General features: G+C 63.9%; 14 protein-coding genes. 4 read left to right on the top strand and 10 right to left on the bottom strand.

Annotated elements, in window-relative coordinates; genetic code table 11:
• The first annotated feature begins 43 nt into the window (after positions 1-43).
• On the top strand, positions 44-478 hold the full coding sequence (locus tag N2603_RS04820; protein WP_260387881.1) for a DUF2147 domain-containing protein: 435 nt from the start codon (positions 44-46) through the stop codon (positions 476-478).
• Here N2603_RS04820 and N2603_RS04815 read toward each other — a convergent pair.
• Positions 475-1,629 (bottom strand): DUF3095 domain-containing protein, encoded by a 1,155-nt coding sequence (locus tag N2603_RS04815; RefSeq protein WP_260387880.1) that lies wholly within the window; start codon positions 1,627-1,629, stop codon positions 475-477. The two genes, N2603_RS04820 and N2603_RS04815, sit on opposite strands and share 4 nt — an antisense overlap.
• A 204-nt stretch (positions 1,630-1,833) precedes the next feature.
• Here N2603_RS04815 and N2603_RS04810 point away from each other — a divergent pair, with 204 nt between their 5' ends.
• Positions 1,834-2,220 (top strand): hypothetical protein, encoded by a 387-nt coding sequence (locus N2603_RS04810; protein WP_018648568.1) that lies wholly within the window; start codon positions 1,834-1,836, stop codon positions 2,218-2,220.
• 13 nt (positions 2,221-2,233) lie between these two features.
• Here N2603_RS04810 and N2603_RS44915 read toward each other — a convergent pair whose 3' ends face one another.
• From N2603_RS44915 to N2603_RS04785, 5 genes are all read right to left on the bottom strand, one after another.
• Positions 2,234-2,443: a hypothetical protein gene (locus tag N2603_RS44915; protein ID WP_018648569.1), complete on the bottom strand. Its 210-nt coding sequence runs from the start codon at positions 2,441-2,443 to the stop codon at positions 2,234-2,236.
• 126 nt (positions 2,444-2,569) lie between these two features.
• Complete coding sequence (locus tag N2603_RS04800) at positions 2,570-3,292, bottom strand: SDR family NAD(P)-dependent oxidoreductase (protein ID WP_018648570.1); 723 nt, start codon at positions 3,290-3,292, stop codon at positions 2,570-2,572.
• Positions 3,285-4,667, bottom strand: a complete 1,383-nt coding sequence (locus tag N2603_RS04795; RefSeq protein WP_260387879.1) for a class I adenylate-forming enzyme family protein — start codon at positions 4,665-4,667, stop codon at positions 3,285-3,287. The genes N2603_RS04800 and N2603_RS04795 overlap by 8 nt, the downstream gene beginning before the upstream one ends.
• Positions 4,654-4,899: an acyl carrier protein gene (locus N2603_RS04790; protein ID WP_015688794.1), complete on the bottom strand. Its 246-nt coding sequence runs from the start codon at positions 4,897-4,899 to the stop codon at positions 4,654-4,656. The genes N2603_RS04795 and N2603_RS04790 overlap by 14 nt, the downstream gene beginning before the upstream one ends.
• A 142-nt stretch (positions 4,900-5,041) precedes the next feature.
• The gene (locus N2603_RS04785; protein WP_260387878.1) at positions 5,042-6,856 is read right to left on the bottom strand and encodes a long-chain-acyl-CoA synthetase; all 1,815 of its coding nucleotides are present in this window, start codon (positions 6,854-6,856) and stop codon (positions 5,042-5,044) included.
• 251 nt (positions 6,857-7,107) lie between these two features.
• Between N2603_RS04785 and N2603_RS04780 the strand changes: the two genes are divergently transcribed.
• Positions 7,108-7,812, top strand: a complete 705-nt coding sequence (locus N2603_RS04780) for an SGNH/GDSL hydrolase family protein (protein ID WP_260387877.1) — start codon at positions 7,108-7,110, stop codon at positions 7,810-7,812.
• 23 nt (positions 7,813-7,835) lie between these two features.
• Here the strand turns inward: N2603_RS04780 and N2603_RS04775 are convergent, their stop codons facing one another.
• The 4 genes from N2603_RS04775 to N2603_RS04760 form a co-directional block, all read right to left on the bottom strand.
• A complete protein-coding gene (locus N2603_RS04775) occupies positions 7,836-8,105 on the bottom strand; it encodes a DUF3551 domain-containing protein (RefSeq protein ID WP_018648574.1) in 270 nt (89 codons plus the stop codon).
• A gap of 27 nt (positions 8,106-8,132) precedes the next feature.
• Positions 8,133-8,411 (bottom strand): DUF3551 domain-containing protein, encoded by a 279-nt coding sequence (locus N2603_RS04770; protein ID WP_018648575.1) that lies wholly within the window; start codon positions 8,409-8,411, stop codon positions 8,133-8,135.
• A 181-nt stretch (positions 8,412-8,592) separates the two neighbouring features.
• Positions 8,593-10,467, bottom strand: coding sequence for a molecular chaperone HtpG (gene htpG, locus N2603_RS04765; RefSeq protein ID WP_260387876.1), 1,875 nt, complete (start codon positions 10,465-10,467; stop codon positions 8,593-8,595).
• 125 nt (positions 10,468-10,592) lie between these two features.
• Positions 10,593-11,018: a hypothetical protein gene (locus N2603_RS04760; RefSeq protein WP_260387875.1), complete on the bottom strand. Its 426-nt coding sequence runs from the start codon at positions 11,016-11,018 to the stop codon at positions 10,593-10,595.
• 666 nt (positions 11,019-11,684) lie between these two features.
• Here N2603_RS04760 and N2603_RS04755 point away from each other — a divergent pair.
• Positions 11,685-13,466: an adenylate/guanylate cyclase domain-containing protein gene (locus N2603_RS04755; protein ID WP_260387874.1), complete on the top strand. Its 1,782-nt coding sequence runs from the start codon at positions 11,685-11,687 to the stop codon at positions 13,464-13,466.
• The last annotated feature ends 24 nt before the right edge of the window (positions 13,467-13,490 follow it).

Genomic DNA, 13,490 nt, shown 5'->3' with positions numbered 1-13,490 from the left:
GCCGGGCTGCTATGGAGGCGCCTCCATTTTTCAGGGCCGCTCCATGTTCAGCAGATTCGCCATCCTCTCCGTCATCCTGACTGCACTGCTTGGCGCGACTGCCGCGCATGCGCAGAGCGCCGACGGGACCTGGCTCACCCAGGCCGGCGATGCCCGCGTCAAGATCAGCAAGTGCGGCGGCGGCATCTGCGGCCACATCGTCTGGCTGCGCGAGCCCATGGACACCGCGACCGGCCAGCCCGCCAGCGACAGCAAGAACCCCAATCCCGCGCTCGCCAAGCGACCGATGATCGGCCTGCCGCTGTTCAGCGCCATGCAGCCCGCAGGCCCGAACAAATGGTCCGGCCAGATCTACAATGCCGACGACGGCAGCACCTATGCGAGCAGCGTCACGGTGACGGGCGCGGATTCGCTGCGGGTCGAAGGCTGCGTCGGCGCGCTCTGCGGCGGCGAGACCTGGACGCGCGCGGGACGCTAGCTCGCCGCCGCCGTCATCGCCTTCAGCGCCGTCGCCGCCGAGGCGTATCCGCCCCGCGCGCCGTCGATGAAGTGTACGTGATCGCTGCGCAGCGCCGACGGCGTGAAGCAGGTCATCATCGCGGCATCCTGCTGGTAGAGGCCGTAGCGTACGACGCCGTCGCGCGCGGCGGCCGCGAGACGATCGCTCAACGCGCGTTCGAGCTGCGGCGTGCAGTCGAGGATCATGCGCAGGCCGTCGTCATATTTCCTGAAGTCGGAGTTCTCGACCACCTGGCGCTTGTAGACATTGGGCACGAAGCCGCCGACCTTGAGATCGAAGCGCATGATCAGATAGACGAACAGCGTATAGGCCAGCACGCCGGCTCTGCGCGCGAGCAGCGGACCGCCGCGCCTGGTGCGGGCTTCGAAGTCCAGCCCCTGCGGCGGCCATTTCAGCGGCGGCCCCTGCGGCGGCACCGGGCGGCCGCCCTCCGGGCTGCGCTCGACGAGATGGATGATGTCCTCGATCACCTTGCGGAAAGCATGCGAATCGGCGCCGCGCGACGGCATCACCAGCACCGACAGGATCAGGCCGCGCGCAGCCGGCATCACCTCGAAGCGGCAGGACAGGCCCGAGAGATCCGGCTGTGTACCGGAGGGCGCTTCCGTGACCGCGAACTCGCCGCGCTTCATCGCGGCATCGGCCCAGGCGAGCCCGCCGCCGGAGAACATCGCGTAGGACAGGTTCGGCGACGGACCGAAACGCGCGACGCGCACGTCGAGGCCCTGCGCCCGGATGGCGCTCACCGGCACCAGCGCGACGCGCATCTTCAGATCGAGATCCTCGCGGACCCAGGTCGCGGTCGCGGCCAATGCCTCGCGCGCAGCATCGAGATCGGAAGGCGCGACCGCAAAGCTCGCTCCGTCGCCGCCGAACACGAAGGGGAATTCCCGCCCCTCCAGCGCGTTGGTCACCGCCGCGATCACGGCCGCACCGGCCATGTTCACCGCCTTGTAGCGCTGCGCCGCGATCGCCTTGGTCGAATCGACGATGTCGGCGACACCGATGCTCCAATCGTCCGGCAGCGGCGCATAGAGCGTGGGATCCATCAGGCTGGTGAAGCCGCGGAAGACGGAAATGCCGCCGTAAAAGGATTCGCCTGATGTCATCGGGTGATGCCGGATGGTTGGGAAGCGTCCTAAACCAGATACGTGGCAGGGTCGATCCGGGTTCGATTCCCGATCATTGGCCGAAATGGAGCCGGACAACAAGGTCGCAGCGCGCCGCAATGCCGCAGTTCGTCATTGATCGGCATCAAACAGCACGCCGCAAATGACGTTTACGGTTGATCCATCTGAAACGGTCGCGCGGGGATGATCGGGGTGTCTGATTTCGGCAGCAAGGACTCCGCCTCGCCGGTAGGCCGGCGCACGGGGCTCGATGCGATCAGTGCGGTGAAAATGCCGGAGATGCTCACCGCCACCGTGGATGCCTGGGCCGAAGCCCATCAGCTGTCGCGCTCGGATGCCATCTGCAGGCTGGTCGAGCTCGGCCTGAAGATCGCGCCCGCGGTACCTGCATCAGCACGCTCGGTCGCATCCGACGCCGACCGCATCGAGGAGCTGGCGGTGCACGAGATCGAGGGCCTGCTTGATCCCGCATTGCCGGACGACGAACGCGAACGCCGCATCCGCCGCCTCACCGAGGGCCCGCCGGAATTCTCACACGAACGGATTGACCTGCCGAAGCATCGGACGTGAGCGCCAACGCGCGCTAATGCAGCTTCTCGTCCTGGCGCTTGCGCAGCGCGGATGCGGGGACGTCGTGGCAGCCGACCAGACGCACGAATTGCTGCGGATACATTTCGTGGCCGTGAGCGCCGGAATTTTGATGCGACATCGGCGGACAGCGTACGTCATCCGGCTTCGCACACGATGGCTCCGTCAGAGCCTGACTTGAAGCGGTCATGTTTGAAATGGCCATCGACTGCTCCCCTTCGTTTAGGGCAGATCGATTGACGTAACCCAATCGATCGCGGGACATCTTACGACCAAATCCGGCTTGCTGTCATTGCGCCGGATCAACGCAATTGTGGCAGCCCGGTTCCGGTTATGCCGTATTCCCGGCGTCGATCGTGAACACGGTGCCCGTGACGTTGCGGCCGCCGTCGCCCAGCAGATATTCCACCATGCGCGCGACGTCTTCCGTCTCCGGCAAACGGCGCAGCGCGCTGCGGCCGGCGATGCGCTTGCGGCCTTCGTCGGAGAGATTGTGCGTGAGCTCCGTGTCGATGAAGCCAGGCGCGATCGCATTGACGGTGATGCCGAGCTTGCCGACCTCGCGCGCGAGCGAGCGAGTGAAGCCGGTCGCGGCCGCCTTGGTTGCTCCATAGACGGAGAGGCCGTTATAGCCGGTCGTCGCGATGATCGAGGAGATGTTGATGATGCGGCCGGCGCCATCGGCCATCATCTGCCGCGCCACATATTTGGTCAGGATGATCGGCGACAGCACGTTGAGCTGCACCAGCGCCTCGATCTCGGAATTGTGCATGGTGGCGAGCAGGCCTTCGGTGCCGAGGCCGGCATTGTTGACGAGGCCGTAGATCGGGCCGAACTCGTCGCGCACGAGCTTTGCGAAGGCCGGGATCGCGTCGATCACGGCGAGGTCGCAGGCACGGAAATGCAGGTGCCCACCGGATTCGGCAATGGCAGCCTTGAGCTCGTCGCTCTCGCGCCGCGCGGCCGCGATCACGTTGAAGCCGGCAGCGACCAGGCGCTTGCCGATCGCGAGCCCAATGCCGCGGCTGCCGCCGGTGACGAGAACGTTATGCATCTGTGCGCGCCAGTTTTCCGGCCGGGGTGACGTCGAGCGCTTCGACGAAGCGGATCACCGCCGGCACCTTGTGGGACGCGAGCTGGGCACGGCACTGCTCCAGGATCTGGTCGCGAATTTCCTTCACCCGGACCTGATCCGTGCCGTCGGCAAGGATCACGTCGGCGACGACGATGCCGCCGGTGATCGGGCTCTTGCGCGATTTCGCCCGCGACATCCGCACATCAGGATGACGGTTGATCACCGCCTCGATCTCCTCGGGATGGACCTTCAGTCCGCCGATATTGATTATGCCGCCACGGCGGCCGACAAAATAATAGCGGTCGCCGCGCAGCTCGACAATATCGCCGCTGTCGACGAACCCGTCGGAATCGGTGAGCGGGGCGGCATTGCGGCCGATGTAAGCGTGCGCCGTGCGCGTCGAGCGGATACGCAACGAGCCGTCCACGACCTTCATCTCGACGCCATTGCGGTTGCCGAGATAGTCGGCCGGAAAGCCTTCGAGCCCGTCGTTGACGGCGAAGCCGACGCCGGCCTCGGTCGAGGCATAGGCATGGCCGACGGAGGAATTGGGGAACGCCGCCTTGAGGCCGTCGAGCACGGCCTGGTCGGCGATCTCGCCGGAGAGACGGACGTAGCGCGGGGCGAATTGCGCGGCCGAACCGCTCATCAGCAGCTTGCGCCAATGCGACGGCGTGCCGGAGATGTGCGAGACGCCGCGCGCATTCAACCGTGCGACATGGTCGGCGAGCGCCTCATGCGGATCGGACAGCACCAAGGAGCCGCCGGAGAGAACGGCGCGAAGGAAGATCTGCAGGCCGCCATAACGGCGGATGTCGTAGAACGTGGCCCACACCGGTGCCGGTCCCTTTGCAGGGCCTTCTGCAACGATGGCGCCGGTCAAGGCTTCCAGCGTATGACCGGCGATCTTCGGCACGCCTGACGTGCCCGAGGTGAGCATCAGCCATTCGGTGGCACGCTCGGTCCTGGCCGGCGCAGCGGCTTGAAGCGGCAATTGTGCAGTGACGACCAGCGGCACGCCGGTCTCCGCCCAGCGCTCGGGCTCGTCGGTGACGACGGCATCGATCCCGGCATCCGCGATCAGCGCTTCGAGATGCGACGGATTGAGATCGGGCGGACAGAGCAGCATGCGACGGGCGATACCGTCGAGCTCGATCATGGCAAGGTCCGACCGGAGCTGGTCGGACAGCTTGAGCAACACGGCGCGACCTGACAATTCGTGCAGGCGGCCGCCCAGAACCGTGTGCGACAGGATGTCGGTCAGCGATACGACATCATGCGCATCGGAGATCGTGCGGCCCTTCAGCTCCGCACCGAGATGGTCGCGAAGCGCAAAGATCTCACGCGGGGACATTTTCGTAGGCCCGCACGAAATCGCCCACCGTGGCGGGGAACGCTGCGTCCTCGGAAATGGTGAAGGGGTCGACCCCGGTCTCGTCCTCGAGACGCGCCACCAGGATGGCGAAGGCGAGCGAGTCGAAACCCGTCTCGTGAAGGGACAGATCGTCCGAGAGCGCGGGAAGCGTGACGTGCTGCTCCTTGGCGATCTGCTGGATCGCCTCAATGACCTTAGACCTTACCGACATGGCTGGCTCTCTTTTGTTATGGCTCGTCCGTGTTGCGGCGGCTCTTGATGACCGCCTCCCCGTGGCCGTCTGTTTACCCGACAGAAGTAAATGGCTTCTTGGACAATTCAGATAAAATTGGACCTATCTCCTGATTTTGGCGCTACAGCCGGATCGCGCCCTCCGAGATTGCCGCATAGGCCGCCCCGTCCAGCACGACATAAGTACCCGACTTCGGTTCGAGCATGAACAACGGATCGGAGATCGCGCCCGGGTCAAAACCCTCGCGGGCGAGCTCGCCCTTCTTCTGCTTGAAGGTCTCGGTGGCATCGAGCTCGCGCGAGATGCGGATGAAGACCGGGCGGGCGTAAGCCGGCAGGCGCTGGGCGAGATGGGCAGGCAGTGCGGCGATGTCAAAGCCCTCGTTCACGACGATCGCGCTCATGCCGGCGCGGCCGTCGGTACCGGGGATGCTGACGCCATAGGTGATGGCATCGATCACGCCGGTGAATTCGCGCACGGCATCGTTCACCTCCGAAGTCGCGACGTTCTCGCCCTTCCAGCGGAAGGTGTCGCCGATGCGATCGACGAAATGGAAAAAGCCCTTGTCGTCGAGCCGCATCAGATCGCCGGTGCGGAACCAGGCATCACCCCTGGCGAAGACGTCGCGCAAGATCTTCTTCTCGGTCTCGCCGGCATCGGTGTAGCCCTCGAAGCGGCCGCCGCCCTGATCCGCGGTACCGATGCGGCCGATGGCTTCGCCGGCCTCGCCGCGGGCGCAGGCGAGGCAAAAGCCCTCTTCGTTGCGCAGCGGTGCTCCGCTGTCGGGGTCCAGCTTGACGATGCCAGCCGGAAAGCGATGCGCGAGCAGCGGCGGAATGCGGCCAATCGCGCCGACCTGTCCCTCGACATTGAATAGCGAGAAATTGCCCTCGGTGGCCGCATAGAATTCGAGGATGCGCGGAATGGCGAAACGTGCCTGAAAATCCTCCCAGATGTCGCCGCGCAGGCCGTTGCCGCAGGCAAGCCGCAGCCGATGCCGGTTCTCGTATTCCGACGGCGGCGCCTTGAGCAAATAGCGGCAGAGCTCGCCGATGTACTGGAACAGCGTGCAGTCGTGCCGCACGATGTCGGGCCAGAAATTCGAGGCCGAGAATTTTTCGGCGATCACCACCGAGCCGCCGGCGGCGAGCATGCTGCAGGGCGCGACGATACCGCCGACCGAGTGGAACAGCGGCAAGCAGTCGTAGAGCCGGTCCTGCGGCGTGGCACCGGTGAGACCGGCGAACCAGAAACCCCAATTGAGGATGCGACGATGGCTGATGCTCGCGGCCTTCGGCAGGCCCGTGGTGCCGGAGGTGTAGATCAAGAGCGCGCGGTCGTCGATGGTGACGTCGCCATGCTCCTCCGCCAGAAGCGGACCGTCGCCGAGCGCGGCAAGCGCGACGTCGATGGCGCGCTCGCTGCGGGCATCGCCATGGGTCCAGATCTTCGCATCCGTCTTCAGATGCGGCTTCGCGCTCTCCAGCATCGCCACCAGATCGTGCGCGACGACGATGTACAAGGGCCTTGCGACATCGAGGCAATGCGCGAGCGATTGGCCGACGAGTTTTGTGTTGATCAGCGCGACCACACCGCCGATCCGGCTGATGCCGAGCCAGGCAGCGACATAATCGATGCCGTTCGGCATGATCAGCGCAACGGTATCGCCCTTGGCCACACCGACCGAGCGTGCCCAGCGCGCATAGCGGTTGATGCGCTTCGACAGGCCGTCGTAGTCGAGGCTCGCGACATCCGTGACCAGCGCGACGCGGTCGGGCTGGCGCCGCGCCCAGTCGTCGACGACGTCGGCGAACAGGCGGCACGGCAGCGTCTCGATCCGCGCGGTGAGCTCGATGGCCTTCAGCCAGATCTTTGATGCCGACGGCGCGCGCGCGGCTTTCGGTTGCTCGATGACGCCGGTGATCATGCCGTTCATTCTTTCGGAACGTATCTGCTGATTTGGGCAGCTTAGCTCGCGCGCCCTGCCCAGGTGTTAAGAGACAAGGTAAAAGCCGGTTAGTGCGCGATTAACTCTGCTGACGGCGGAGGCCGAGCGCTGGCGCAAGGTGGTCGAGCTGTCGGGAATCAGGAAGGAATAGCGATCCAGCCTCGCCGCGACTAGGCGATCCCGGGTAAACGGGCTATCCTTTGCTACCCTGCGTTGTCGGAGTTTGAAGGGAGGCGACCGTGGCTCTCGATCCGTCAGAGTTTCCCGTCCAGGCCGCGCCGTTCGAGCAGCCACTGACGAATTTCGCCAGCCGCGTGAAAGGTGGGCAGGCCAGGGTGGTCGCGATCGGCTCGTCGACCACGGCGGGCGAAGGAGGCATCGCTCCTTATCCGCAGAGGCTGCTGGCGGCTCTTCGGATCAAATTTCCAAATGTCGCAATCGAGGTGATCAATCGGGGCGTCGGCGGCGAAGACGCTCCCTTGGAGCTGAAGCGGTTCGAGCGCGACGTTTTCGACCTGAAGCCCGATCTTGTCATCTGGCAGATCGGCACCAATTCGGTGTGGCAAGCGGACGGTCCCTCGTTCGCGGACACCAGGAACGCCATCCGTGAAGGTGTCGATCAACTGCTGGGCGCCGGAAGGATCGACGTGATCCTGATGGACCTTCAATATGTGCCGGCAGTGCTGACACCGGCCAAGCGCAAGAAGGCAGAGGCCATGGTCGAGGCGATCGGTCAGATCGCGCACGACAAGGGCGTCAACGTCTTCCGCCGTTTCGCGCTGATGAAGGGCTGGCACGAAGTCGCGCAGATCTCGTTCGACCGCCTAGTGGACCCGGGCGATGATACCAGGCTGCATGTCAGCGACTGGACCACGGACAAGATGACCTGGCAATTGGCCGATGCGATCGCCACCGCGGCCAAGGAGGCGCCTCACGGCACCTGAAGTACGATCCGGAAAAGGGAGCGCTAGCCGCTTCTCCCGCGGCGCGGACGCGGCGGCGGTGCGTTGACCGGATAAAACGGATTGAGATCGCAGGTGGCGGCACGGCCTGCGGCCGTGCCGCGGCACTGCGACAGCGATGCGAAGGAGCAATCGTACCATTCTCCGCCGCCGCTACTCCCGCCGGAATAGACGTGCATGCAGACGGGAAAACGGGGATCGAAGGTCTGCGCGTGTGACGGCGCGGCCGCGAGCACCGCGCCGACGATCACGACCTGGCCGAACGAGAAACGCATGAAGTACGCTCCTGCGCCCCGGATTGCCTAATACACCTTCTTGTGACGCTTGCGCGGAGGCGGTGGCGGTTCGTCGAAGGCGTAGTAGGGATTGAGGTCGCATGTCGCGGAGCGGCCCGAAGCCGTGGCGCGGCACTGCGGCAGCGATGTGAACGAGCAATCGTAATAGTCGCCGCCACCACCCCAGCCACCGGGCGTGTACACGTGCATGCACACCGGATAGCGCGGATCATAGGTCTGGGCGCGCGCATCTGCCGCAGCAAACAGCGTGACAATCGCGGTGAGGGTCAGGATCGGCAAACGCATGAAGACATCCTCGAATCGGTAGTGTCGGCAGATCTGATGCCGACGCCCTCCTATGGCATAACACCGCCGCGGAGGCGACTGTTCCCAGGGACATATGACGGCAAGGTGAGGTGGGCTTGTCGCGACGCGGTCGTCATGGCCGGGCTTGACCTGCCATGACGACCAACGAAGCCGCGCGAAGCTAGCCGAGCCCCTGCAGCACCAGCCGGTTCAACCTCGCCGCAAACGCCGCGGGGTCTTCCGGCAGCTCGCCGTCCAGGATCTGCGCCTGCTCGAGCAGGAGCAGGCTGAGATCGTCGACCGCCTTGGAGCCGGCCTGTGCCCGGGTGATCGCGCCCACCATTGGATGGCGCAGATTGATCTCGAGCACCGGCTTGGTGCGCATGCCGCGGTTCTGCTGCGACAGGATGCGCTCGAGCTCGCGGCTCGGGCCCTGGCTGTCGGCGACGAGGCAGGAGGCCGAGCTGGTGAGGCGCGTCGAGGCCTTGACGTCGCTGACGCGCTCGCCGAGCGCGGCCTTGATCACGGCGATGGTGGCCGCTTCATCGGCGACGGGCTCGTCCTTCTTCGCCTCGTCCTTGTCGTCGAGGCGCGGGATCAGGTCGAGATTGAGATCGCCCTGGCTCAGCGACTTCAGCGGCTTGCCCTCGAATTCCGTCGGCATCGAGGTCCAGAAGGCGTCGACGGGATCTGACAGCAGCAGCACCTCGATGCCGCGCGCCGTCGCAGCTTCCAGCCGCGGGTTGGACTTCAGCCGCTCGATGCTGTCGCCGACGAGATAATAGATCTCGGTCTGGTTCGGCTTGAAATCGGCGACGACCTGTTTCAGCGACCGCTTCTCGCCCGACGTGGTGGTGAAGCGCGACAGCGCCAGCAGCTTTTCGCGACGCTCGAAATCCTCGTAGATGCCTTCCTTCAGCACCGCGCCGAAGGCGTCCCAGATCCTGGCGAAGTTCTCGGCATCCTTGTCGGCGAGGCTTTCGAGCTCGGACACGACGCGGGTCGCCACGGCTTTGCGGATCTGCGCCAGCTGCGGATTGTTCTGGAGCATCTCGCGCGAGATGTTGAGCGGAAGATCCTCGCTGTCGACGACGCCGCGGATGAAGCGCAAATAGCCCGGCAAGAGATCGGCATCATCGGTGATGAAGACGCGGCGGACATAGAGCTTCACGCGGCCCTTGCGGTTCGGCTCGAACAGGTCGAACGGCTTGGTCGACGGCGCAAACAGCAGCACGGCGTAGGAGTAGCGCCCTTCGGCGCGGTAGTGCAGCGTCATCGCGGGATCGTCGAAGGCGGAGGCGATCTGCTGATAGGCCTTCTTGTAATCCTCCGCCGTGAGCTCGGATTTCGAGCGCTGCCACAGCGCGCTCGCCGAGTTGATCTGGCGCGGCTCGCCCTCTTCCGGGACGAGCTCGATGGGAAACAGGATGTTGTCGGAATAGGCACCGACGATGCGCTCGATCTCGTAGGTTTCGAGATATTTCTTGGCGTCGTCCTTGAGGTGCAGAACGATCTCGGTGCCGCGCACGACACGCGAGGCGTCCTCCTCGCTGGCGCGGGCGATCTCGAAGCCGGAGCCGCCGGACGATGTCCAGGTCCAGACGTCGCTCTCGCCGGCGCGGCGGCTGATGACGACGATCCTGTCGGCGACCATGAAGGCGGAATAGAAGCCGACGCCGAACTGGCCGATCAGGCCGAGGCCGTCCTTGGCCTCCTTCAGCTTCGACACGAACGCCTTGGTGCCGGAACGGGCGATGGTGCCGAGATGGTCGATCAGCTCCTGCCGCTCCATGCCGATGCCATTGTCGGCGATCGTGAGCGTTCCGGCCGTCTTGTTCGGGATGATGCGGATCTTGAGCGCGTCCCCCTCGCCCAGCAGCGCCGGCGTTGCGATCGCCTCGTAGCGCAGCTTGTCGCAGGCATCCGAGGCGTTGGAGACGAGCTCGCGCAGGAAGATGTCGGTCTCCGAATAGACGGAATGCACCATGAGGTGCAGAAGCTCGGAAACCTCGGCCTGGAAGGGCTGCGTGTGCACAGCCGTGTCTGACGTCGTCATGCGTTTACCCGGTCAAATCAAAGGGAAAGCCCGGATATAACGCGATGAGAGGGCGGATCAAGAGGACGTGAGGAACTTGGCCCCTGCCTGCGGCAGAGGCAATCCCGTCCAAGGACGGTGGGCGATCAGGTGACGCAACGGCCGGGCTGGAGCAGCTTGGCGACCTCAGTCAGGGAGCTGACCATCGGCTCGCAGGCGATCGTCGGCTTGTTGCTGCGACCCTGCTTCTTCTGGCTCTGGTTTTGGTTCTGGAGCAACACCGGCGGCTTGGCGTTGCCGGTCTCGATCACCGCGGGGACCCGCAGCAGCACCGAGGTATCGGCGAGGTCGTTCAGCCGCATCGACACAGTGCGGCTGGGAACCGCTGCCTGCTTGATCTCGGCCAGCCGGTCGGCCTTGCCGGCCCGGTTGACGTTGTGGCCCGGCTTGTCAGATTTGTCGGCGACCGCCTGCCAGCGGTCGGCCAGATCGTGGCCGGAGGCGAGTTGCACGGCGCCAAGCGTTGCGGCAATCGCGGCGGCGCTCAAAAATACCTTTTGAATCTGTGACATGGCTGTCAATCCCTCGCCCCATGGCGATCAAGGGAACAACGCGAGCCGAGGACCGGGGGTTCTCGACCGTCACGATCACTTAACCGTGTGCGAAAAGGTCGGGGCGCCCATGCAAAAAAATTCGCAACCGCCTGGAACGACTCCGGCAGTCGGGAGTCGTCTCTGCAGCCGGCTATTCCCCCCTGCCCCATAAGCCGGCGACGTAGGGCGCGACTGTGGTGATGCCAGTCGCGCCTTACTTTTTTGTTTGGGCGAGAGAATTTTGGCACCCTCTCGGCCGCCTCTGCCCCATGGCGGAAGCTCTCCCCCAGCCGAATTTTCCTCGTCGCTGAAGTCCGCAACGCGCGGTAGAGGTTTCCGGCCCGATCATCGCCTTGAGATTGCTGCCGTTCGCGGCGGACAAGGGTAGGCTCGACGTATTTGTAGAATTCGGGATCAACCCTCGCCGCGGCCGGCAGTTCGAGCGGATTGCGAGCGCGAAGGCCGGGAAAAGAGCAGGTCGGATTTCGGAAACGCCCGCTAGATCAGCCGTAGCGGCTGAAAAATTGCGACCTGGACCCACTATCATTTTGACCCCCTGCCTCCTCGTGGGCATGATGGAAACGAGAACAGCGCGTTCGGCACTTCTCTGATCCGCCAGCAGCGACAGTGGGTTGGAATATTGCCATGGAGCAGGAGCGGCCGGTTCGGCTTGAACGCAGGCTATCAGCGATAATGGCCGCTGACGTGGCGGGCTATTCGCGGCTAATGCACCATGACGAAGAAGCAACCCACTCCAAACTGACAAGTCTCCTTGCCGAAGGGATCGCGCCTGCCATCTCCGAACACGGGGGCCGGATCGTGAAGAACACCGGCGACGGGTTCTTGGCAGAGTTTCCAAGCGCGGTCGAAGCGGTTCGCGCCGCAGTGCAGTTTCAGACTCGCATCAGGGAGCTTACCGCCGCCGATGCGGAAGAGCGACGAATTGCCTTTCGCGTCGGCATCAATGTAGGCGATGTGATTGTCGAACCGCATGATGTTTTTGGTGACGGCGTCAATATCGCGGCACGGCTAGAGAGCATCGCTGACCCCGGCGGAATCTGCATTTCCTCATCTGCCTACGATCACGTCAGGGGCAAGGTCGGCATTGAGTTTGCAACTTGTGGAGAGCAGACTTTCAAAAATATTGATCTTCCGATCCAAACCTACGCCGCCCTCCTGGATGGCCTCCACCCCCAAAGACCCGTTGGCGCGAGGGCGACCCGCTTACCGCCCCGCCTCTCCATTGTCGTGCTGCCTTTCGCCAATCTTAGCGGCGACCCCTTGCAGGATTATTTCGTCGATGGCGTGACCGAGAGCCTGACCACCGACCTGTCGCGCATCAGTGGATCGCTCGTGATCGGCCGCCACACTGCATTTACCTACAAAGGCAAGCCGATCGACCTGAAGCAGATCGGCCGCGACCTTGACGTTCGCTACGTGCTCGAAGGGTCCGTCCAGCGCAGCGGAGACCGCTTTCGAGTGAACGTCCAACTGGTCGACACTGAAACAGGAAGCCACCTCTGGGCGGACCGCTTTGACAAACCCCTCGCCGATCTCTTCGAGATGCAGGACGAAATTGTATCGAGATTGGCCAACGCGCTTAATGCCCAACTCATCGCTGCCGAGGCACGGCGGGCGGAACGCTCATTGCAACCGAGCGCATTGGACTTTTATTTCCAAGGAATGGCCCTTTGGAACAAGAGTTGGACTTCTCCTCACCTGAGGCAGGCTCGAAGCTTCTTTGAACGGGCCTTGGGACTTGAGCCGGACAACGTTGAAGCATTGGTAGGGATCGCGCTGGTCGACGCGGCAATGGCTAGTGTTGTTTTCGCTGATGACCCCTGCCGATATTTCGCGGCGTCAGAGGCGGCCTCAATCAAAGCGCTTTCCTTAGACCCGCAACACGCTCTCGCTCACATGGCTTTGGGCATCGTGCAAGTATGTACGCAGCGCGCGGAGAAAGGAGTCGCCGAATGCGAGCGCGCACTGGCTCTGAACCGAAATTTGGCGGAGGCTCATGCTCTCTTTGGCGTCGCAAAAATGCTTCTCGGTCACCCAGAAGAAATGGAGGGATACGTACGAGATGCATTGCGCCTGTCCCCACGTGACGACGGCGCACATCGGTGGCTGTGCTGCGTTGGCTTAGCCAAATTGTGCCTCGGAGCCGAGGCCGAGGCGATTGAGTGGTTACGGCGAAGCATAAAGGCCAACCCAAACTACCCCGTTGCCCATTTTGTATCCGCAGCGGCTCTAGCCCTCGTCGGAAAGATGGATGATGCGGTGGCGGCTAAGCGAGACGGACTTGCACTGGATCCCGCTTTCGCCATTCGTCGCTTGAAGAATGTTTGGCTTTCGGACGATCCTACATTCCGCGCAGGAAGCAGGCGCCTCGTAAAGGGCCTGCACATGGCCGGAGTTCCGGAATAGTTGCGACGCCAGTCGCACCTTACT

The sequence above is a fragment of the Bradyrhizobium huanghuaihaiense genome, from assembly GCF_025200885.1.
Lineage (GTDB): Bacteria > Pseudomonadota > Alphaproteobacteria > Rhizobiales > Xanthobacteraceae > Bradyrhizobium > Bradyrhizobium huanghuaihaiense.
The sequence above is the reverse complement of the archived record's forward strand: the minus strand, read 5'-3'. Positions and strand labels throughout refer to the sequence as shown.